This window comes from Pseudomonas sp. T8 (genome assembly GCF_024610635.1).
Lineage (GTDB): Bacteria > Pseudomonadota > Gammaproteobacteria > Pseudomonadales > Pseudomonadaceae > Aquipseudomonas > Aquipseudomonas chlororaphis_I.
In genome coordinates, this window is record NZ_CP102374.1 from 5421850 (window position 1) to 5440998 (window position 19149).

At 61.8% G+C, this 19149-nt stretch carries 17 protein-coding genes and 1 tRNA gene; 6 read left to right on the forward strand and 12 right to left on the reverse strand.

Annotated features, from left to right (window positions below; translation table 11 throughout):
- Positions 1 to 44: 44 nt before the first annotated feature.
- The 11 genes from gbpA to NRG23_RS24665 form a co-directional block, all read right to left on the reverse strand.
- Complete coding sequence (gbpA, locus tag NRG23_RS24615; RefSeq protein ID WP_257372582.1) at positions 45 to 1538, reverse strand: N-acetylglucosamine-binding protein GbpA; 1494 nt, start codon at positions 1536 to 1538, stop codon at positions 45 to 47.
- Positions 1539 to 1794: 256 nt separating this feature from the next.
- Entirely contained in the window at positions 1795 to 5388 is a 3594-nt protein-coding gene (locus NRG23_RS24620) for an ATP-binding protein (RefSeq protein WP_257372583.1), read from the reverse strand.
- Positions 5389 to 5392: 4 nt separating this feature from the next.
- The gene (locus NRG23_RS24625; RefSeq protein ID WP_009050795.1) at positions 5393 to 6019 is read right to left on the reverse strand and encodes a response regulator; all 627 of its coding nucleotides are present in this window, start codon (positions 6017 to 6019) and stop codon (positions 5393 to 5395) included.
- Between the two features lie 309 nt (positions 6020 to 6328).
- Entirely contained in the window at positions 6329 to 7429 is a 1101-nt protein-coding gene (gene ychF, locus NRG23_RS24630; protein WP_007928338.1) for a redox-regulated ATPase YchF, read from the reverse strand.
- A 22-nt stretch (positions 7430 to 7451) separates the two neighbouring features.
- A complete protein-coding gene (gene pth / locus NRG23_RS24635; RefSeq protein ID WP_009050793.1) occupies positions 7452 to 8036 on the reverse strand; it encodes an aminoacyl-tRNA hydrolase in 585 nt (194 codons plus the stop codon).
- Between the two features lie 168 nt (positions 8037 to 8204).
- The gene (locus NRG23_RS24640; protein WP_009050792.1) at positions 8205 to 8804 is read right to left on the reverse strand and encodes a 50S ribosomal protein L25/general stress protein Ctc; all 600 of its coding nucleotides are present in this window, start codon (positions 8802 to 8804) and stop codon (positions 8205 to 8207) included.
- A gap of 140 nt (positions 8805 to 8944) precedes the next feature.
- Positions 8945 to 9886 (reverse strand): ribose-phosphate pyrophosphokinase, encoded by a 942-nt coding sequence (locus tag NRG23_RS24645; RefSeq protein WP_003171603.1) that lies wholly within the window; start codon positions 9884 to 9886, stop codon positions 8945 to 8947.
- Between the two features lie 48 nt (positions 9887 to 9934).
- Positions 9935 to 10009: transfer RNA gene (locus tag NRG23_RS24650), tRNA-Gln, on the reverse strand.
- Between the two features lie 37 nt (positions 10010 to 10046).
- Positions 10047 to 10898, reverse strand: a complete 852-nt coding sequence (ispE, locus tag NRG23_RS24655; protein WP_053269893.1) for a 4-(cytidine 5'-diphospho)-2-C-methyl-D-erythritol kinase — start codon at positions 10896 to 10898, stop codon at positions 10047 to 10049.
- Between the two features lie 2 nt (positions 10899 to 10900).
- Positions 10901 to 11518, reverse strand: coding sequence for a lipoprotein insertase outer membrane protein LolB (gene lolB / locus NRG23_RS24660; RefSeq protein ID WP_009050790.1), 618 nt, complete (start codon positions 11516 to 11518; stop codon positions 10901 to 10903).
- A gap of 4 nt (positions 11519 to 11522) precedes the next feature.
- A complete protein-coding gene (locus tag NRG23_RS24665; RefSeq protein WP_053269892.1) occupies positions 11523 to 13247 on the reverse strand; it encodes a tetratricopeptide repeat protein in 1725 nt (574 codons plus the stop codon).
- A gap of 181 nt (positions 13248 to 13428) precedes the next feature.
- On the opposite strand from NRG23_RS24665, the gene hemA reads away from it, so the two are divergent.
- The 6 genes from hemA to NRG23_RS24695 all read left to right on the forward strand — a co-directional run bounded on the left by hemA (position 13429) and on the right by NRG23_RS24695 (position 18799).
- The gene (hemA, locus tag NRG23_RS24670; protein WP_009050788.1) at positions 13429 to 14715 is read left to right on the forward strand and encodes a glutamyl-tRNA reductase; all 1287 of its coding nucleotides are present in this window, start codon (positions 13429 to 13431) and stop codon (positions 14713 to 14715) included.
- Positions 14712 to 15794, forward strand: a complete 1083-nt coding sequence (prfA, locus tag NRG23_RS24675) for a peptide chain release factor 1 (protein WP_007928353.1) — start codon at positions 14712 to 14714, stop codon at positions 15792 to 15794. Before hemA ends, prfA begins: the two co-directional genes overlap by 4 nt.
- A 6-nt stretch (positions 15795 to 15800) precedes the next feature.
- Positions 15801 to 16631 carry a peptide chain release factor N(5)-glutamine methyltransferase gene (prmC, locus tag NRG23_RS24680; protein WP_028683382.1) on the forward strand — a complete coding sequence of 277 codons (831 nt, stop codon included), beginning with the start codon at positions 15801 to 15803 and terminating at the stop codon, positions 16629 to 16631.
- Positions 16625 to 17380 carry a molybdopterin-synthase adenylyltransferase MoeB gene (locus NRG23_RS24685; RefSeq protein ID WP_023967387.1) on the forward strand — a complete coding sequence of 252 codons (756 nt, stop codon included), beginning with the start codon at positions 16625 to 16627 and terminating at the stop codon, positions 17378 to 17380. The genes prmC and NRG23_RS24685 overlap by 7 nt, the downstream gene beginning before the upstream one ends.
- The gene (gene murI, locus NRG23_RS24690) at positions 17373 to 18164 is read left to right on the forward strand and encodes a glutamate racemase (protein WP_009050785.1); all 792 of its coding nucleotides are present in this window, start codon (positions 17373 to 17375) and stop codon (positions 18162 to 18164) included. Before NRG23_RS24685 ends, murI begins: the two co-directional genes overlap by 8 nt.
- A gap of 116 nt (positions 18165 to 18280) precedes the next feature.
- The gene (locus NRG23_RS24695) at positions 18281 to 18799 is read left to right on the forward strand and encodes an acyloxyacyl hydrolase (protein ID WP_009050784.1); all 519 of its coding nucleotides are present in this window, start codon (positions 18281 to 18283) and stop codon (positions 18797 to 18799) included.
- A gap of 8 nt (positions 18800 to 18807) precedes the next feature.
- On the opposite strand, the gene NRG23_RS24700 is transcribed toward NRG23_RS24695, so the two are convergent.
- A complete protein-coding gene (locus NRG23_RS24700) occupies positions 18808 to 19113 on the reverse strand; it encodes a YkgJ family cysteine cluster protein (RefSeq protein ID WP_009050783.1) in 306 nt (101 codons plus the stop codon).
- Positions 19114 to 19149: the final 36 nt, after the last annotated feature.

The window sequence follows — 19149 nt, forward strand, 5'->3', positions numbered from 1 at the left end:
AACGCGGTGCCGAGGCACCACGCTGCGGTTGGTCAGGTTATGGATTACTTGCGAATCCAGGCGTCCTTCCAGTTGCTGCCAACGCCAGGCTCGAACTGAGTGGCGCCGGCGTTCCACTGGATGCAGTAGCCGCTGTAAGGGAACGGCTTGCACTCATAGACGTTGCCGTCCTTGGCCAGGACCTTGGTGCCGGCCTTGTAGCCGGTCAGGCCTTTGGGGAAGACGAAGTCGTAATCACCGCCGCCGCCCACTTCCTCGGCTTTCAGGGTGATGCGCTGGCTTTGTTGCAGCTGCTCGCCTTTTTCCGGCTTGGCCACGACCACCACGTCGTATTCGCCTTCGCTGACGTTACGCAGCGGGATGGAGAAGTGCGGGGTGTTGTTGCCAGGCTCGGCTTGCACGTGAGCGATGCTTTCATTCTTGCCGTTGAAGACCGTCGAACTGATGGTGTACTTGCCGCCCTGGGCAATGGCGTTGAAGTGCAGGTCGGTGGCGTTGTCCTTCAGGGTGTACTCGGCCTGCAGACCGGACAGCTTCAGCTCGCCAGGAATGCTCGGCTGCTCTTTCTGGATTTCCACGCGCACCACGTCGCTGTTGTTCTTGGCGTAAATGGTGTTCTTGCCATAGTTGGGCACGACTTCGTTATTGGCGTTGAGTTCGCCCATTACGTAGCCGGCATTGGCCTTGTTGACCTGCTGCGCCAACAGGAACGGCCAGGTGTTGGCCTGGGCCTGCTCCGCGGTCTCGATGCTCAGGCGGGTCTGGCGGTTCTGTTGCTCGCCGGCATTGGTGAACACGCGGGTGCTGACTTTGTCGCCGACACGCAGTTGTTCAGGCTGCACCGCGCCGAGGATCTTCCAGTCAGGAATCGGCGCGCCATCGTTGTCGATGTTGACGTCGATGGCCTGGTAGAAGGTGGCGGCGGTGTCGGCGATTTTCCAGGTCGCCAGGATCACGTGGTAACCGCTGCGATCGGCCGGGATGTTGACCTTGTGCTTGGTCCTGCCACCCGCTGGCGGACGCGCGCCGCCGGCGCTTTCATTGAGCAGCGGGGTCATCTCGAAGGAGTCGCGGGTCAGCGGCTGGTTCGGGTTCCAGTCCTTCTTGGTGATGTAGAACTGGTAGTAGGCGCTGGCGTGACCGGCGGAGTAGTACCAGGTGAATTCATTCATGCCCGGCTTGATCGTGGTTTTCTGCCAGCGGGTCGCCGTCTGCTCGTTGAGTTGGGAGAAGCTGGTGATGCCGCCCGCCGGGATGGTGCCGTTCGCCGGACCGCATTTAGTGAAGTCGCCCGAGCAGTAATCCTTGGGATAGTGATGCTGGACCGATGGCGAGTACTCGACACTTTGCGGCTCGTAAGTGACGGGGCCGCAATCGCGGTTGAGGTTGCCGCCGGTGGCGGAGCACATGAAGGCACGGGATTTTGGGCTCTCGACATACCCGTGGGCGAAGGCTTGTTGAGTGGCCAACGAAACCAGACCGAGGGTGATGGCCAACGGCAGCTTGCGCATGGCGTTGACGCGGTTGTTATGAGGCATCGAATCACCTTGATTTATGTATATGAAATGGTTTTTTTTTTGAGGTCTTCGATGCCGGCCGCTGCAAGACGCGGCCAGGGTTGCCCATGGCTGGCAGTGCCCGGTAACGAAGGGCGCCTAGGATGCCGAGCAGGCGTGCGGGCTTGTATGAGACGAGTACGAAAGGCGCGGGGAGGGAATGGAACAAGATGTTTCAGGGCGCCGGCCCGGGCGTCGCCCAGGGCGGGATGCGTTGCGCAGGGCTGCCCGGAGCGGGTCAGCCGTGGCGTTCGATGTCGCGCAGCATGCGTTCAATGACGGACAGCACGGCTTCGCGTTGGCCATCCATATTCTGCGCACCCTGGCGGGCTGCGAGTTGCAGGTCGAGGCAGGCCCGCATCAAGGCTGGCGAATCGACGGTGCAGGCCAGCCCGCTGACCCGGTGGACCCACTGTTCGAGGAAGTCCGGCGTGTCGGGCAGCGGGGTGCTCAACAGCTCATGCTCCTGTTCCAGGTTACGGCGCAGCTCCTGGAGCAAGCGTTCCTTGAGCTGTGGATCATTCTGGAAAACCCCCAGCTGGGACAGGTCGAAGGTCGCGGGAGCCGCCTGGTCGGAGGCTGGCTCGGGTGGGGCGAGGGGTAAAGCGGCTGTGGTTTGGGGAAGGACGCCGAGCGCTTTCAGCCCACCGAGCATTTCCCGCAGGCGTTCGAGGACGATGGGCTTGATCATCAGGTCGTCCATGCCGGCCGCCTGGCAACGCTGCCTTTCATCCGCCAGGGCCCGGGCGGTGTAGCCGATGATCGGCAGCCTTGGCAGGCCGCGCGCCTGTTCTGCGGCCCGAACGCTGCGGGTGAGGGCGTAGCCGTCCATGTCCGGCATGTTGCAGTCGGTGATCAGCACATCGAAGTCACCCTTTTCCCAGGCCTGCAGGGCCGCCTTGCCGCTGCTGACATAAGTTCCCCGATGGCCGAGCCTGAGCAGTTGTTGCTCGAGCACCAGGCCGTTGGTGGAGACGTCGTCGACGATCAGCACATTCAGCGCGGCGACCGCCGCAGCGTCATGAGCGGCCTGCTGCGCCTCGTCCTCGGCAAGCTGCCAGGGCAGGATCAGTTCGAAGCTGACCCGGCAACCCTGGTCGGGGGCGCTGTCGAGTCGGATGGTGCCACCCATGAGTTCGACCAACTGTTTGCAGATGCTCAGGCCCAGGCCGGAGCCGCCGTGCAGGTGGGCGATCTGCGCATGGGCTTGCTGGTAGGGCGCGAAGATCTGTGGCTGGAGCTCCTCGGCGATGCCAATGCCGCTGTCGTTGACCTGGAATGTCAACCGGCTCTGGCGCGGGGCCACGTCCAGTTCCCGGACCTGCAGTTCGACCCATCCGTGATCAGTGAACTTCAGGGCGTTGGACAGCAGGTTATGGAGGATTTGTGTCAGGCGCATGGCGTCCACCTGATAGCGCCGCTGCGGGTCCAGGTGGTGTTCCAGTTTCAGCTCCAGGTGCTTTTTCCGGGCCTGGACAGCGAACAGCTCAAGGCAGTTTTCCAGCAACGGGGCGAGCGCGGTGGGGCTGGACGCCAGTTCCATCTGGCCTGTTTCGACCTTGTCCAGATCGAGAATATTACCGATCAGGTCGATCATCGATTGCGCCGACTGCTGGGCAATGCTGAGGTTTTGCGAAGGCTTGGACGAGCCGCTGGTTTCCAGCTCCAGCAGGCCGACCATGGCATTCAGCGGGGTGCGCAGCTCATGGCTCATGGTCGCGAGGAACTGGCTTTTCGCCGCGCTGGCGTCGAGCGCCTGTTGCTGGGCTTCGAGCAGTTTGTTTTCCAGGTGCTTGCGCACGCTGATGTCGATCCAGCCGCCCAGCAGCCCCTGCTGTTTGCCGAGCGCGGTGTAGAAGGGCACCAGCCATTGGTAGATATGATGGGTCTTGCCGCCGACCTCGATCACGCTGTCGAGGAACTGCGACTGGCGGTTATCCAGCAGCCGTTGGTGCTGTTCTTCCAGCTCCCGGGCCAGCGCGGGTGGGCTTATGCCTTGCTCCTGGGGCGTGGTGCCGCGGATCTCGTCCAGGGATTGGCCGAAGAACTGCTCATAGGCGTGGTTGCAGGTGCTCAGGCGCCCCTGCAGGTCGCGTACGTAAAGGGGAATGGGCAAGCCGTTGAGCAAGGCGAACTGGAAGGCCAGTTGGTCCTTGAGCTGGTTCTGCGCGGCGCGCCGCTTGCGAATCTGAATCCGCAGGCGCCAGTTCCAGTGCAAGGACAGCAACACCAGCACCAGGACCAGTGCAGCGGTCTGCCACAGCCATTTCGGCAGATAGTCCCAGAGCGAACCCTTGGTCGCGGGTCGTGCCAGAACGCTGATACGGTCCTGGTTGCCATCCGAGTTCTTCAACGAGTACAGGAGCTTGTTGAGGATGCTCAGGAGTTCGGGGTGCTCGGCCGATACGGCGAACACCAGCGGCTCGGGCTGGGCCTGGAACTGCTTGCCGGCGCGCAGCCCCGGGTTGGTCATGTGCCGGGCATCGGCGGCGCTGTTCAGCATGGCGTCGACCATGCCCTGTTCCACCAATTGCACGGCCTGATCGTAATTGTCGGTGAGCACCAGTTCGATGCCCGGGTAGCGGCTCTGGAGCAGGTGCTGCAGGGGATGCCCGGCCTGGAGTGCCAGGCGCCTGCCGCCCAGGGCCGCCAGTGAGCTGGGGGAGCTGGCGCCCTGGCGGGTAACGAAGGCCCAGTATTCGGTGCCGAAGCCATCGCTGAACAGCAGGCTCTTTTGTCGGACCGGGGTCGGTACCAATGACAGGGCGATTTGCGCCTCGTCGCGCTCCAGGCGCTGCCGATCGATTTCCGGCGACTGGCTGTCGATGATGTTCAGTTGCAGCTGATAGTCGTCGGCCAGGCTGCGCAGCACATTGAATGCCAGCCCGGCCCATTGGCCGTCGGCATTGCGATACAGGTAATTGGGGATTTGGCGGGCGATCAGGTTCAGCGACGCAAGGCGCTTGAGCCAGCTGTCTTCCGCACTGTTGAGGGCGAAGGAGTCGGTCGGCGCGAACAGCCAGGGCGAGCGTTCCCAGTGCTGCAAGATCTCTTGCTTGCGCTCCCGGGTCACCGTCTTCAGCGAGGCGTTGATCAGGGTGACCAGATTCTCTTCATGCCCCTGTGCGGCGAAGCTGAAGCCCATGGCCGGCAGGTCGGCGACGTATTTGTTCTGTAGCTTGAGGTTGGCCAGGCTGCGCATGTAGAAGTTGCTGCGCAGCTGATCGCCGATCAGCGCGTCGGCCTCGCCGTCGGCCAGGCGTTGCAGGCCTTCGACAATGCTTTTGATCACAATCAGTTCGGCCTTGGGGTAGGCCTTGGCGACCGTTTCGGCCTGTACATAGTAGGCCGGGACCAGCACGCGCTTGCCCGCCAGGTCCGGGGGCAGGTCCTTGTCGGCGATGCGGCCGACGATGATCGGCTCGTTGTCCAGGTAGGGCAGGCTGTAGATGAACCCGGGTTGCTTCCTTTCGTATTCGGTGGCGCGGGGCATCAGGTCGATGTCCCCGCTGGTCAGGGCGGCGATGGCGGTGTCCACCGTAGGGTAGGGCACGCGCTGGATCGGCAGTTCGAGAAACTGGCTGATGTGTTCCAGGTAGTCGTTGGTGATCTGGTTGAGGACAACGTTGCCGCGCGGCTCGGGTCGCTCGTTGGAGGCGCTCACTTCGGCGACCCGTAGCGGGCGCGGGGGCAGTGTCTGACGCAGGGCCATCAGCGTGGCCAGGGACAGCGGCGCAGGCTCAGGCTCGGTGGCGCCCAGGGAAGCAACGCTGGTCAGCAAGAGCGTGATCCAGAGGGTCAGACGCGACAGGCCCGCTAGAGGGGTAGGCATAGTCTCAGGTCAGCCCGACTTCCTGGATGTACAGGTACAGGCTGGCGTTGTTATCCAGGCCCAGTTTGCGCATGGCGCTGCTTTTCTGGCTGCTGATGGTCTGCTTGGAGCGGTTGAGGTGCAGGGCTATTTCATTGACCGACAGCCCGGCGCCGTACAGGCGCAAGACCTCGACTTCACGAGGGGACAGTTGTTCGATCTCGCTCAGGGGCTGACCGGGGTTGAGCAGATGCTTGATGGACGGGGAGATGAAGGGTTTGGCCTGGCTGGCGCGAACCGCCATCTGCAGGTCGCCCTGTACCCCGCGCTTGCTGATCAGCCCCTGGACGCCCAGCTTGAGGATCGAGGCCAGCAGCGCCGGGTTGTTGAGCATGGTCACCACGATGACCGCAATGGCCGGATAACGCCGGCGCAATTGCTCGATCAGGCGGATGCCATCGGCCTGTTGGCTGTGGGGCATCATCAGGTCGGTGATGACCAGGTCGCAGGGCTGTTCGGCCAACAGCTGGAAAAGCCCTTCGACATCCTGGGCCTCGCCGACGATCTGCAGCGTGCTGTCATCGCTGAGCGACGCTCGAATGCCGATCAGTGTCAGCAGGTGATCGTCGACGACGATAACTTTCTTTTGCATCTGTGGCGGGGCCCTGTCCGTGCGTAGCGTGAGCGAGTGCATAGAGTTAAGCAGAACGCATGCAAGTATCTGCCTGTGTCAGAGGGATGCAGGGTACTCCTGTCGCGTGGCGCGATGAAGTGTCCGTGGCGCTCAGGCAAAACAAGCGTTGGCCAGACGGCGGGCATGGGGCTTCGGCGGAGAGGGGATGTCCGGAGAACATTGGTAATTAGGGGGGAGTAAGGAGGGTGTAGCAGCCAGCAGGGCAGGAGTCCTATCGGCGAGCCCGTGGCTTGAGCTTCAAGCCACGGGGCATTTCGCAAAGTCAGGTCAGACGTTGAAACGGAAGTGCATCACGTCGCCGTCCTTGACGATGTAGTCCTTGCCTTCCAGGCGCCATTTGCCGGCTTCCTTGGCACCGGCTTCACCCTTGAACTGGATGAAGTCGTTGTAGGCGATCACTTCGGCGCGGATGAAGCCTTTCTCGAAGTCGGTGTGGATCACCGCGGCGGCCTGCGGAGCGGTAGCGCCGACGCGGACGGTCCAGGCGCGAACTTCCTTGACGCCGGCGGTGAAGTAGGTCTGCAGGTGCAGCATTTCGTAGCCGGCGCGGATCACGCGGTTCAGGCCAGGTTCTTCGAGGCCCAGGGCTTCGAGGAACATGTCTTTCTCTTCGCCGTCTTCAAGTTCGGCGATTTCCGCTTCGATCTTGTTGCAGACCGGCACCACCACGGCGCCTTCTTCTTCGGCGATGGCCTTGACCACATCAAGGTGCGGGTTGTTTTCGAAACCGTCTTCAGCAACGTTGGCGATGTACATGACCGGCTTGGTGGTCAGCAGGTGGAAGCCTTTGATCACCGCTTTTTCGTCGGCGCTCATGTTCTTCATCAGGCTACGCGCTGGCTTGCCTTCGGTGAAGTGCGCGATCAGTTGCTCGAGCAGGGCTTTCTGCGCCACGGCGTCCTTGTCACCGCCCTTGGCGTTGCGCGCGACTTTCTGCAGTTGCTTTTCGCAGCTGTCGAGGTCGGCGAAGATCAGTTCCAGGTCGATGATCTCGATGTCGCGTTTCGGGTCGACGCTGTTGGACACGTGGATCACGTTGTCGTCTTCGAAGCAGCGGACCACGTGGGCGATGGCATCGGTTTCGCGGATGTTGGCCAGGAACTTGTTACCCAGGCCTTCACCTTTCGAGGCGCCCGCCACCAGGCCGGCGATGTCGACGAACTCCATGGTGGTCGGCAGCACGCGCTCGGGCACCACGATGGCGGCCAGGGCATCCAGGCGCGGATCCGGCATCGGCACGATGCCGCTGTTCGGCTCGATGGTGCAGAAGGGGAAGTTCTCGGCCGCGATACCGGATTTGGTCAGGGCGTTGAACAGGGTGGACTTGCCGACGTTAGGCAGGCCGACGATGCCGCAGTTGAATCCCATGGTGTTTCCCCTCGGATAAGAGTCAGGCCTTCTGGCTGTGCAGGTTTTTCATCGCCCGGTTCCATTCACCGGCGAAGATATCCGGCAGCACGCCGAGGGCAAAATCGATGCTGGCATCGAGCTTTTCCTGTTCGGCGCGCGGCGCGCGACCCAGGACAAAGTTCGAGACCATGCTGGCGACGCCTGGGTGGCCGATGCCAAGCCGCAAGCGGTGAAAGGTATTCTGGTTGCCCAGTTGCGCGATGATGTCGCGCAACCCGTTGTGCCCGCCATGCCCGCCGCCCTGTTTGAGCTTGGCGACGCCGGGTGGCAGGTCGAGTTCGTCATGCGCCACCAGGATTTCTTCGGGCTTGATGCGGAAGAAACCGGCCAATGCCGCCACGGCCTGGCCGCTGCGGTTCATGTAGGTGGTGGGTATCAGCAGACGAATGTCCTGACCCTGGTGCGAAAAACGCCCGGTCAGGCCGAAATATTTGCGATCGGCCACAAGGTTGACGCCTTGTTTCTCGGCGATGCGCTCAACAAAAAGGGCCCCTGCGTTATGCCGGGTCTGTTCGTATTCGGCGCCTGGATTACCCAGGCCAACGATCAGTTTGATGGCAGTCACGATAGGGGCCCTTCCTTGGAGTTGTGGATAACATCGCCGCGACGGGAGTGTGCGGCGAAAGTGGACGACAAGTGCTCATTTACCATTATGTAAACTCCGCGTTCCCGCCCGCTTTCTCGCTACGTTCCAGTCCGCGATGTTTCCGGTAACTCCGGCAAGCAGAGTGAATTACTCTGCAGCGCCTTCTGCAGCTTCTGGAGCAACACGTGGAGCGTGAACGTTGGCAACAGCCAGGTCGTTACCGTGAGCCAGAGCAACGAACTCAACGCCTTTAGGGGCCTTGAGGTTCGACAGGTGAACGATGGTGCCGATTTCAGCGTCGCCCAGGTCGACTTCGATGAACTCAGGCAGGTCTTTCGGCAGGCAGGACACTTCGATTTCAGCGATAACGTGCGAAATCTCGCCGCCTTTCTTGACCGGAGCAGCTTCGTTGATGAAGTGCACTGGAACGATAGCGGTCAGTTTCTGACCAGCAACAACGCGTACGAAGTCAGCGTGCATCACGTGGCCTTTGGCCGGGTGACGTTGCAGCGCCTTGATCACGACGTTTTGCTTGGTGCCGCCAACGTTCAGTTCGATAACGTGGCTGAAAGCCGCTTCGTTTTCGAGCAGTTTGGCAACTTCTTTGGCCAGCATGCTGATGGATTCAGGGGCTTTGTCGCCACCGTAAACTACAGCTGGAACCAGGCTTGCGAGACGACGCAGGCGGCGGCTCGCACCTTTCCCCAGGTCGGAACGCACTTCAGCATTCAGAGTAAAATCGTTCATGTTGTATCTCCAAAATAACCACACTCGCCCCAGCGTTTGCGACCAGCGCTAAAGGCGATATGGGCAAAAAAGCCCCGCCCCAACAGGAATGCTGGGGCGGGGCGCTTTTCGTCATCGAGATGTCAGGCTAGGGCAGGGCCCTAGCGGAACATCGCGCTGATCGATTCTTCGTTGCTGATACGGCGAACCGCTTCGGCAACAACCGGTGCGATATCCAGTTGACGGATACGCGCACAGGCTTGTGCTGCAGCGGACAGCGGGATGGTGTTGGTCACCACCAGCTCGTCCAGCACGGAATTTTCAATGTTCTCGATTGCTCGACCCGACAGCACAGGGTGTGTGCAGTAGGCAAAGACCTTGGCAGCGCCATGCTCTTTCAGGGCCTTGGCCGCGTGGCACAGGGTGCCGGCGGTATCGACCATGTCGTCAACCAGGATGCAGGTACGGCCTTCAACGTCACCGATGATATGCATCACTTCAGAGTGATTGGCTTTCTCACGGCGCTTGTCGATGATCCCGAGATCCACGCCCAGGGATTTGGCAACGGCACGTGCACGCACGACGCCACCAATGTCCGGGGAGACGATCATCAGGTTTTCGAAACGTTGGTCTTCGATGTCATCCACCAGAACCGGGGAGCCGTAGATGTTATCTACCGGAATATCGAAGAAGCCCTGAATCTGGTCAGCATGCAGATCAACCGTGAGAACACGGTCGATGCCGACTACGGTAAGCATGTCAGCCACGACTTTCGCGCTGATAGCCACACGTGCGGAACGCGGACGGCGATCCTGACGGGCATAACCAAAGTAAGGAATTACAGCAGTGATTCGAGTCGCTGAGGAGCGGCGGAAGGCATCAGCCATCACGACGAGTTCCATCAGGTTATCGTTGGTCGGAGCGCAAGTCGGCTGAATAATGAAGACGTCCTTACCGCGGACATTTTCATTGATCTCAGCGGTAATTTCGCCGTCGGAAAACTTACCGACAGAGATGTCACCGAGAGGGATATGCAGCTGACGTACGACACGCCGAGCCAGATCGGGGTTAGCGTTCCCCGTAAAGACCATCATCTTGGACACGCGCAGTACCTGAAGGCTGAGGGTATACCTGGATGAGTATAAGGAAAATGGCAGGGGCGGCTGGATTCGAACCAACGCATGGCAGGATCAAAACCTGCTGCCTTACCGCTTGGCGACGCCCCTGTATCTATTGCATCAAGTGCCTGGCACTTGGTTCCTTTTAGAGCAGACTTTGCAGCTTGCGATGCAACATCGAAACGTTGCTTCCTTTTGCTACAAAACCTGTAAGGGTCTCTGTAAGAAGGGCCGAGACTTTATCAGCTTCAGCTTTGCTTGGGAAGCCCCCAAACACACAACTTCCAGTCCCGGTCAGTTTTGCTTCGGTAAATTTACCTAACAAATTCAATGCGTTACGTACATCTGGATAACGCCTTGCAACCACCGGCAAGCAGTCATTTCTGCTGTTTCCCTTGGGAACGGGGCGCACTTTAATGGGCGGAGTGTCACGTGTCAACAGCGGATCTGAAAAAATTTCTGCTGTACTTACAGAGACTTGCGGCACCAGCACGAGATACCAGGGCTCCTCGGGGTCTACCGGGGTGAGTTTCTCTCCCACGCCCTCGGCGAAAGCCGCATGCCCGCGCACGAAAACCGGCACATCGGCGCCCAGGGAAAGGCCCAGTGTGGCCAGGCGATCTTCGTCCCAGCCCAGTTGCCAGAGGTGATTCAGGCCCAGCAGGGTGGTCGCCGCATTGGAGCTGCCGCCACCGATGCCGCCGCCCATGGGCAGGACTTTCTCGATCCAGATGTCGATACCCAGCGGGCACCCGGACTGTTCCTGAAGCTGCTTGGCCGCCCGCACGATCAGGTTGCTGTCGTGGGGGACGCCGGCGAACTCCGTATGCAGGCGAATGACGCCGTCATCGCGCACGGCGAAGGTGATTTCATCGCCGTAATCGAGAAACTGAAAGATCGTCTGCAATTCGTGATAGCCGTCTTCCCGGCGACCGAGGATGTGCAGCATCAGATTGAGTTTTGCCGGGGAGGGCAGGGTCAGTCGTGGTGCGTTCATGCTTACTGCCCCAGCTTGCGTGGTTGCCATTCCTTGATCACCAGCGTGACGTCAAGGTCGCGGCCATGCAGCTTGATCCGCTCGGGCAGCCAGTAACCGCTCTGTTGTGCATAACTCAGGTACTCGACCTGCCAGTTGTCCTGTTCGAGATTGGACAGGCGGCTGTCGCCATCCAGGGTCAGGCGGCTCTTGCTGTCGGGGGCGGGCAGCCCGCGAACCCACCAGGCCAGATGCGAGACCGGCAGGTTCCAGCCCAGCTGTTCTTCGAGCAGGGCTTCCGGGGTTGGCGCTTCATAGCGTCCCTGGTTGGCGACTTCCAGCGCGACCTGGCCGGGACGACCGGTCAGGCGGGCGGCGCCACGACCCAGCGGGCCGGACAGGCGGATATCGTAGTAATCCTGGCGCTGCAACCAGAACAAGGTGCCGCTGCCCGAATCCTTGGGTGCACGAATGCCGATCTTGCCGTTGATCTGCCAGCCGTCGAGACCAGTCAACTGCTGCTTGTGTTCGCGCCATAGCGCAGGGCTGCCGTGGCCCTCGACGGATTCGCGGGTACCGAAACCCGAGCAGCCGGCGAGCAGAGCGATAAAGCTGAAAACGATAAGGTGGCGCAAAAACATAGTCTTAAAGGGTCTCTGATCCGGTCAGGCGCTTGATGGTACTGCGCAGGATAGGGCTGTCGGGCTGGTCCTTGAGGAACTTGCTCCAGATCTGCTTGGCTTCGCGTTGCTTGCCGTTGGCCCAGAGCACTTCGCCCAGGTGCGCGGCGACTTCCTGGTCGGGGAAGCGTTCCAGCGCCTGGCGCAGCAGGCGTTCGGCTTCCGCGAGGTTGCCCAGGCGATAGTTCACCCAGCCCAGGCTGTCGAGCACCGCCGGATCGTCCGGGGTCAGCTGATGGGCCTGTTCGATCAGGGCCTTGGCTTCGGCGTAGCGGGTCGTGCGATCCGACAGGGTGTAGCCGAGGGCGTTCAATGCCATGGCGTTGTCCGGCTCGCGCTTGATGATCAGGCGCAGGTCTTTTTCCATCTGCGCCAGGTCATTGCGCTTCTCGGCCTGCATCGCCCGGGTGTAGAGCAGGTTCACATCGTCCGGGTATTGCTGCAGGGCTTGCTGGAGAATCTTCCAGGCCTTGTCGCCCTGCTTGTTGGCGGACAGGGTTTCGGCTTCGATCAGGTACAGCTGGATGGCGTAGTCCGGCTGGGTGTCGCGGGCGGCGGCCAGGCGTTTTTCGGCTTCGGCGGTACGGCCGTTGTTCATCAGGATGTCAGCCTGGCGCAATTGTGCCGGCAGGTAGTCGTTACCTGGGCCGACCTGGCCGTATTCCGCCAGTGCGCCTTGCGGGTCGTTGAGTTCTTCGGCGATGCGGCCCAGGTTCAGGTGCGCCGAATCGACATGGCTTTCCCGGGCGATCAGGTCTTCCAGGTAACCCTTGGCTTCTTCCCAGTCCTTGGCTTCCAGGCAGACCAGCGCCAGGGAGTAACGCAGCTCGTCGTCTTCCGGATACTGCTGGACCAGGCTGGAGAACTGGGCCTTGGCGTCGTCCATGCGATCCTGCTCGACCAGCATGCGCGCGTAAGTCAGGCGCAGGCGCTTGTCGTCCGGGTACTTGCGAATGCTTTTTTCCAGCAGCGGCAGGGCTTCGTCGGCGCGGCTGAGGCTTTGCAGCAGGCGGGCGCGCAGGAGTATCGGCGCGATTTCGCCTTCTTCCGGCGGGTTCTGCTCCAGCAGTTTCAGGGCTTCGCGGGTGTCGCCGTCCTGTTGCAGCAGCAGCGCCTTGCCGAAGACCAACTGGCCGTTGTTCGGGTGTTTTTGCAGCAAGCGGTCGAAGCTTTTCATCAGACCGTTGCGGGTGTCCTGGTCGGTGTCGGCGGCCGACAGCGCGAGGAAATCGAAATGGGTATCGCCCTTGCCCTGCAGGACTTTCTCCATATAGACCATGGATTCGTCGTAACGCCCGGTGCGGGCCAGCTGGATGGCGGCGGCGCGCTGGGCTTCCAGGTCGTCCGGGGCGTTTTTCGCCCAGATCAGCGCGGTGTCCAGCGCAGCCTGGTCGGCGCCCAGGTATTCGGCGATGCGAAACGCCCGCTCGGAGATGCCCGGGTCCTGGGTGTTGATGGCCTGGGTGACATAGTTGTCCAGGGCAATGTCGAAACGATTGCGTTGGCCAGCCAGTTCCGCGCTCAGCAGGCTGAAGATCGTGTCTTCGCTGAACGAGGAGTAAACCTTGGGCTTTTCAGGAGCCGGTGTGCTGTCTTCGACCGGCGGTGTAGCGTCCGGTGAAACGGGTGCCAAGGCCTGGCAGCCGCTGAGGAAGACAAAAGCGAGGAGCAACGCGGAAGATCTATTCATATAGGAAGAGGACGACTAACCTGCGGTCGGATCATCATGACACAAGCCTTCGGCCAAACATAACCGAGACTCAGCGGATGCCTTACAGAGGCAGTCTATTGGGACAATAGTCGGCAGTGGTTGTTCTGAATCTTTCGAAGTAGGACAATTGTCGGCTTCTCGACATCATCAGCGACCTTGAATGGCCTTCCTCGCACTCGGTATTAACCACAAGACTGCTTCAGTAGACGTCCGCGAGCGCGTGGCCTTTACCCCTGAGCAGTTGGTTGAGGCCTTGCAGCAGCTCTGCCGCCTCACCGACAGCCGCGAAGCTGCGATCCTCTCCACCTGCAATCGCAGTGAACTCTATATAGAACAGGATCACCTTTCGGCGGATGTCGTGCTGCGCTGGCTGGCCGAGTACCACCATCTGAGCCTCGAAGACCTGCGCGCCAGTGCCTATGTGCACGAAGATGATGCGGCCGTTCGTCACATGATGCGTGTCGCCTCGGGGCTGGACTCGCTGGTGCTGGGCGAACCGCAGATCCTCGGGCAGATGAAATCCGCCTACGCCGTGGCGCGTGAGGCCGGAACCATTGGCCCGCTGCTGGGGCGGTTGTTCCAGGCCACCTTCAGCGCCGCCAAGCAGGTGCGCACCGACACCGCCATCGGCGAAAACCCGGTTTCCGTGGCCTTTGCCGCGGTGAGCCTGGCGAAACAGATTTTCAGCGATCTGCAGCGCAGCCAGGCACTGCTGATCGGCGCCGGCGAGACCATTACCCTGGTCGCCCGCCACCTGCATGACCTGGGGGTCAAGCGCATCGTGGTCGCCAACCGCACCCTGGAGCGCGCCAGTACCCTGGCCGAACAGTTTGGAGCCCATGCCGTGCTGCTGTCGGATATCCCTCAGGAGCTGGTGCACAGCGACATCGTCATCAGTTCCACCGCCAGCCAGCTGCCGATCCTGGGCAAGGGCGCGGTGGAAAGTGCGCTGAAGCTGCGCAAGCACAAGCCGATCTTCATGGTGGATATCGCCGTTCCCCGGGATATCGAGCCGGAAGTCGGCGAGTTGGACGACGTTTACCTCTATACCGTCGACGATCTCCACGAAGTGGTCGCCGAAAACCTCAAGAGCCGCCAAGGCGCGGCACAGGCAGCGGAAGAGTTGGTGAACATCGGCGCCGAGGACTTCATGGTGCGCCTGCGCGAGCTGGCTGCGGTGGATGTGCTCAAGGCGTATCGTCAGCAGAGCGAGCGCCTGCGCGACGAAGAGTTGCAAAAGGCCCAGCGCATGCTGGCCAACGGCAGCAGCGCCGAAGACGTCCTGATGCAACTGGCTCGCGGCCTGACCAACAAATTGCTGCATGCGCCCAGCGTCCAGTTGAAAAAGCTGACCGCTGAAGGCCGCCTGGATGCGCTGGCCATGGCCCAGGAACTCTTTGCCCTCGGTGAGGGCGCTTCGGACTCTTCGGATAAAAAACCGCAATGAAAGCGTCACTGCTCAATAAGCTGGATGTCCTCCAGGACCGTTTCGAGGAACTGACCGCGTTGCTTGGCGACGGCGAAGTCATTTCCGATCAGGCCAAGTTCCGCGCCTATTCCAAGGAGTACGCCGAAGTCGAGCCGATCGTCGAGACCTATAAACAGGTGCTCAAGGTCCAGGCCGACCTCGAGGGCGCCCAGGCGCTGCTCAAGGACAGCGATCCGGACATGCGCGAAATGGCGGTGGAAGAAGTCCGCGAGGCCAAGGAACAACTGGTCGAGCTGGAAAGCACCCTGCAACGCATGCTGCTGCCCAAGGACCCCAACGACGGGCGCAACGTGTTCCTGGAAATCCGCGCCGGCACCGGCGGCGACGAGGCGGCGATTTTCTCCGGCGACCTGTTCCGCATGTATTCGCGTTATGCCGAGCGGCGTGGCTGGCGGCTGGAGATCCTCTCGGAAAACGAGGGCGAGCACGGCGGCTATAAAGAAGTCATCGCCCGGGTCGAAGGCGAGAACGTCTACGGCAAGCTGAAATTCGAATCCGGCGCCCATCGTGTACAGCGGGTGCCGGCCACCGAATCCCAGGGCCGCATCCATACTTCGGCGTGCACCGTGGCGGTGCTGCCCGAGCCGGACGAACAGGAAGCCATCGAGATCAACCCGGCGGACCTGCGGATCGACACCTACCGCTCCTCCGGCGCCGGCGGCCAGCACGTCAACAAGACCGACTCGGCGATCCGTATTACCCACATCCCGTCGGGCATCGTGGTCGAGTGCCAGGAAGAACGTTCCCAGCACAAGAACCGGGCGCGCGCCATGTCCTGGCTGTCGGCCAAGCTCAACGACCAGCAAACCAGCGCCGCGGCCAATGCGATCGCCAGCGAACGCAAGCTGCTGGTGGGCTCGGGCGACCGCTCCGAGCGCATCCGCACCTACAACTTTCCCCAGGGTCGGGTGACCGATCACCGGGTCAACCTGACCCTCTACTCCCTCGATGAAATCCTTGCCGGTGGCGTCGAAGCGGTGATTGAGCCACTTCTGGCCGAGTACCAGGCCGATCAACTTGCGGCGCTGGGCGAGTAAACATAAATGACCATCATCGCCAGCCTGTTACGCGCCGCCCAATTGCCCGATTCGCCCACGGCCCGCCTGGATGCCGAGTTGCTGCTGGCCGCTGCCCTGGGCAAGCCGCGCAGCTTCCTGCACACCTGGCCCGAGCGGATCGTGCCCAGCGAAGCGGCATTGACCTTCGCCAGTTACTTGCAGCGGCGCCGTTCCGGCGAGCCGGTGGCCTATATCCTTGGCCAGCAGGGCTTCTGGAAGCTCGATCTGGAAGTGGCGCCCCACACCCTGATCCCGCGTCCCGACACCGAATTGCTGGTGGAGGCGGCGCTGGAATTGCTGCCCGCCACGCCGGCCAAGGTGCTCGACCTGGGCACCGGCAGCGGCGCCATTGCCCTGGCCCTGGCCAGCGAGCGCCCGGCGTGGCGGGTCACCGCGGTCGACCGGGTGCTGGAGGCCGTGGCCCTGGCCGAACGCAATCGCCAGCGCCTGCAACTGGACAATGTCACGGTGCTGAACAGCCATTGGTTCAGCGCTTTGCAAGGCGAGCGTTATCAACTGATCATCAGTAACCCGCCCTATATCGCCGACACCGACCCGCATCTTGCAGCCGGCGATGTGCGTTTCGAGCCGGAGAGCGCGCTGGTCGCGGGCAAGGACGGGCTGGACGATCTGCGCCTGATCATCGCCCAGGCGCCAGGGCACCTCGAAGCCGGCGGCTGGCTGATGCTGGAGCATGGCTACGACCAGGCGCCGGCCGTACGCGACCTGTTACTCAGCCAAGGGTTCGCCGAGGTGCACAGCCGTGTCGACCTGGGCGGTCATGAACGCATCAGCTTAGGAAGCCTGCCGTGCTGAACGATCAGGAGTTGCTGCGCTACAGCCGGCAGATTCTGTTGCAGCACGTCGACATCGACGGCCAGTTGCGACTCAAGGCCAGCCGCGTATTGATCGTCGGCCTGGGCGGCCTGGGTGCTCCGGTGGCCTTGTACCTGGCCGCCGCAGGTGTCGGCGAGCTGCACCTGGCCGACTTCGATACGGTCGACCTGACCAACCTGCAACGCCAGATCATCCATGACACCGACAGCGTCGGCCTGAGCAAGGTCGATTCGGCGATGCGTCGCCTGTCCGCGATCAATCCCGAAATCCAGCTGGTGCCCCATCGTGCCGCGCTGGATGCCGACTCCCTGGCGGCCGCGGTCACGGCGGTGGACCTGGTGCTCGATTGCACCGACAACTTCTCCACCCGCGAGGCGGTGAACGCCGCCTGCGTCGCCGCCGGCAAGCCGCTGGTCAGCGGCGCGGCGATTCGCCTGGAAGGGCAGCTGTCGGTGTTCGATCCACGGCGTCCCGAGAGCCCGTGCTACCACTGTTTATATGGGCACGGCAGCGAAGCCGAACTGACCTGCAGCGAAGCCGGCGTGGTCGGGCCGTTGGTGGGCCTGGTGGGCAGCCTGCAGGCGCTCGAGGCGTTGAAGCTGCTGGTGGGGTTCGGCGAGCCGCTGGTGGGCCGCCTGTTGTTGATCGATGCCCTGGGCACACGCTTTCGTGAACTGCGGGTCAAGCGTGACCCGGGCTGCAGCGTCTGTGGAGGCCGGCATGCGTGAAGCGCCAATCGGCGTCTTCGACTCCGGCGTCGGCGGCCTGTCGGTGCTGGCGGAGATCCAGCAGCGCCTGCCCCATGAGTCGCTGCTATATGTAGCCGATTGCGGCAACATTCCCTACGGCGAGAAAACCCCCGAATTCATCCGTCAGCGTTGCAGCCTGGTCGCCGGGTTTTTCCGCGAGCAGGGTGCCAAGGCACTGGTCCTGGCCTGCAACACCGCGACCGTGGCCGCTGTCGCCGACCTGCGTCGGGATTATCCGGACTGGCCTATCATCGGCATGGAGCCCGCGGTCAAGCCGGCTGCCGCCGCGACCCGCAGTGGCGTGGTCGGCGTGCTGGCCACCACCGGCACCTTGCAGAGTGCCAAGTTCGCCGCCTTGCTCGATCGTTTCGCCACCGACATCAAGGTCATCACCCGGCCATGCCCGGGCCTGGTGGAGCGGATCGAAGCCGGTGACCTGCACAGCCCCGCGTTGCGCCAACTGCTGCAGGGTTATGTCGAGCCGCTGCTGGCGGCCGGCTGCGACACCATCATCCTTGGCTGCACCCACTATCCGTTTCTCAAGCCGTTGCTCAAGTCGATGATCCCCGAGGACATCAGCCTGATCGATACCGGGGCCGCGGTGGCCCGCCAGTTGGAGCGCCTGCTCGGTGAGCGCGAGCTGTTGGCCGCGGGGCCTGCACGCCAGGCTCAGTTCTGGACCAGCGGCGATCCGTGTCACTTCAGACATATCCTGCCGTTGCTCTGGAAAGAGGCGGGAGCGGTGCAAAGCTTCGCTTTATAAATAAATCCTGCAGAAGCGCTGATTTGCGCTGAACTTCTGTTCAAGCGCTGATTTCTATTAACGTGTCTGCGGAATCTGTACAACACCATACAAATCGTTTGAAAAGGATGTTCCTGATGAGACGAGTGTTTTGTTTGGCTGCACTTGCAGCCACGCTATTGGGGCAAAGTTTTTCGGCACAGGCGGCCGGCGTCGAGTTTTCGGTGGGGCAGACCGGCGATTCGACCCAGACCTATCGCCTGGGCATGCAATTCGATTGGGACAAAAGCTGGCTGCAAAGCGATGTCGGTCGCCTGACCGGCTACTGGAGCGGCGCCTATACCTTCTGGGATGGCGACGAGAAGTCCAGCAACCACAGCCTGTCGTTCTCGCCAGTGCTGGTGTACGAATTTGCCGGGCAGAACATCAAGCCTTACATCGAGGCGGGGATCGGCGTGGCGGTGTTCGCCAACACCGAGGTGGAGGACAACAAGCTCGGTTCGGCGTTCCAGTTCGAGGACCGCTTCGGTTTCGGCCTGCGGTTCAACGGCGGGCATGAAGTCGGTCTCCGTGCCACGCACTATTCCAACGCCGGTATCGCGACGCCCAACGACGGTGTAGAGAGCTACTCGCTGCATTACACCATGCCGTTGTAAGACCCTTTTCAGCGATACGCCGTGGCGATGCCGCGGCGTTCGTTGAGGCAGTCCACTTCCCCCATCTCGAACTCCCGGCAGATCAACGGCCGTTGTTCGTAGATGCTGCACAGCATGCTGTTGCGATCCAGCGCGGCACACCAGCCATCATCCAGCCGCAGCATGACTTCGCCACCCCAATCGTCGGTGTCGATAAAACGCTCGGGCACCCCGGTTTCGGTGATCAGCATCACTTCCAGTTGGCAGCAGCAGGCCGCGCAGCTCGAGCAGGTGACCGCCGCTTCGGCGATCTGGGTGACAGGAATAGTGGTCATAGGCGCGCAGTGTAAGGCAGTGGCCGCAGGCTGTGT

Bases quoted from the DNA above. Each gene is read 5' to 3' on its own strand.
- NRG23_RS24620 (WP_257372583.1), bottom strand. From the start codon at position 5,388: ATGCCTACCCCTCTAGCGGGCCTGTCGCGTCTGACCCTCTGGATCACG.
- NRG23_RS24625 (WP_009050795.1), bottom strand. From the start codon at position 6,019: ATGCAAAAGAAAGTTATCGTCGTCGACGATCACCTGCTGACACTGATC.
- gbpA (WP_257372582.1), bottom strand. From the start codon at position 1,538: ATGCCTCATAACAACCGCGTCAACGCCATGCGCAAGCTGCCGTTGGCC.
- ispE (WP_053269893.1), bottom strand. From the start codon at position 10,898: ATGAACGCACCACGACTGACCCTGCCCTCCCCGGCAAAACTCAATCTG.
- NRG23_RS24695 (WP_009050784.1), top strand. From the start codon at position 18,281: ATGAGACGAGTGTTTTGTTTGGCTGCACTTGCAGCCACGCTATTGGGG.
- lolB (WP_009050790.1), bottom strand. From the start codon at position 11,518: ATGTTTTTGCGCCACCTTATCGTTTTCAGCTTTATCGCTCTGCTCGCC.
- NRG23_RS24665 (WP_053269892.1), bottom strand. From the start codon at position 13,247: ATGAATAGATCTTCCGCGTTGCTCCTCGCTTTTGTCTTCCTCAGCGGC.
- ychF (WP_007928338.1), bottom strand. From the start codon at position 7,429: ATGGGATTCAACTGCGGCATCGTCGGCCTGCCTAACGTCGGCAAGTCC.
- murI (WP_009050785.1), top strand. From the start codon at position 17,373: ATGCGTGAAGCGCCAATCGGCGTCTTCGACTCCGGCGTCGGCGGCCTG.
- NRG23_RS24640 (WP_009050792.1), bottom strand. From the start codon at position 8,804: ATGAACGATTTTACTCTGAATGCTGAAGTGCGTTCCGACCTGGGGAAA.
- prfA (WP_007928353.1), top strand. From the start codon at position 14,712: ATGAAAGCGTCACTGCTCAATAAGCTGGATGTCCTCCAGGACCGTTTC.
- NRG23_RS24700 (WP_009050783.1), bottom strand. From the start codon at position 19,113: ATGACCACTATTCCTGTCACCCAGATCGCCGAAGCGGCGGTCACCTGC.
- prmC (WP_028683382.1), top strand. From the start codon at position 15,801: ATGACCATCATCGCCAGCCTGTTACGCGCCGCCCAATTGCCCGATTCG.
- hemA (WP_009050788.1), top strand. From the start codon at position 13,429: ATGGCCTTCCTCGCACTCGGTATTAACCACAAGACTGCTTCAGTAGAC.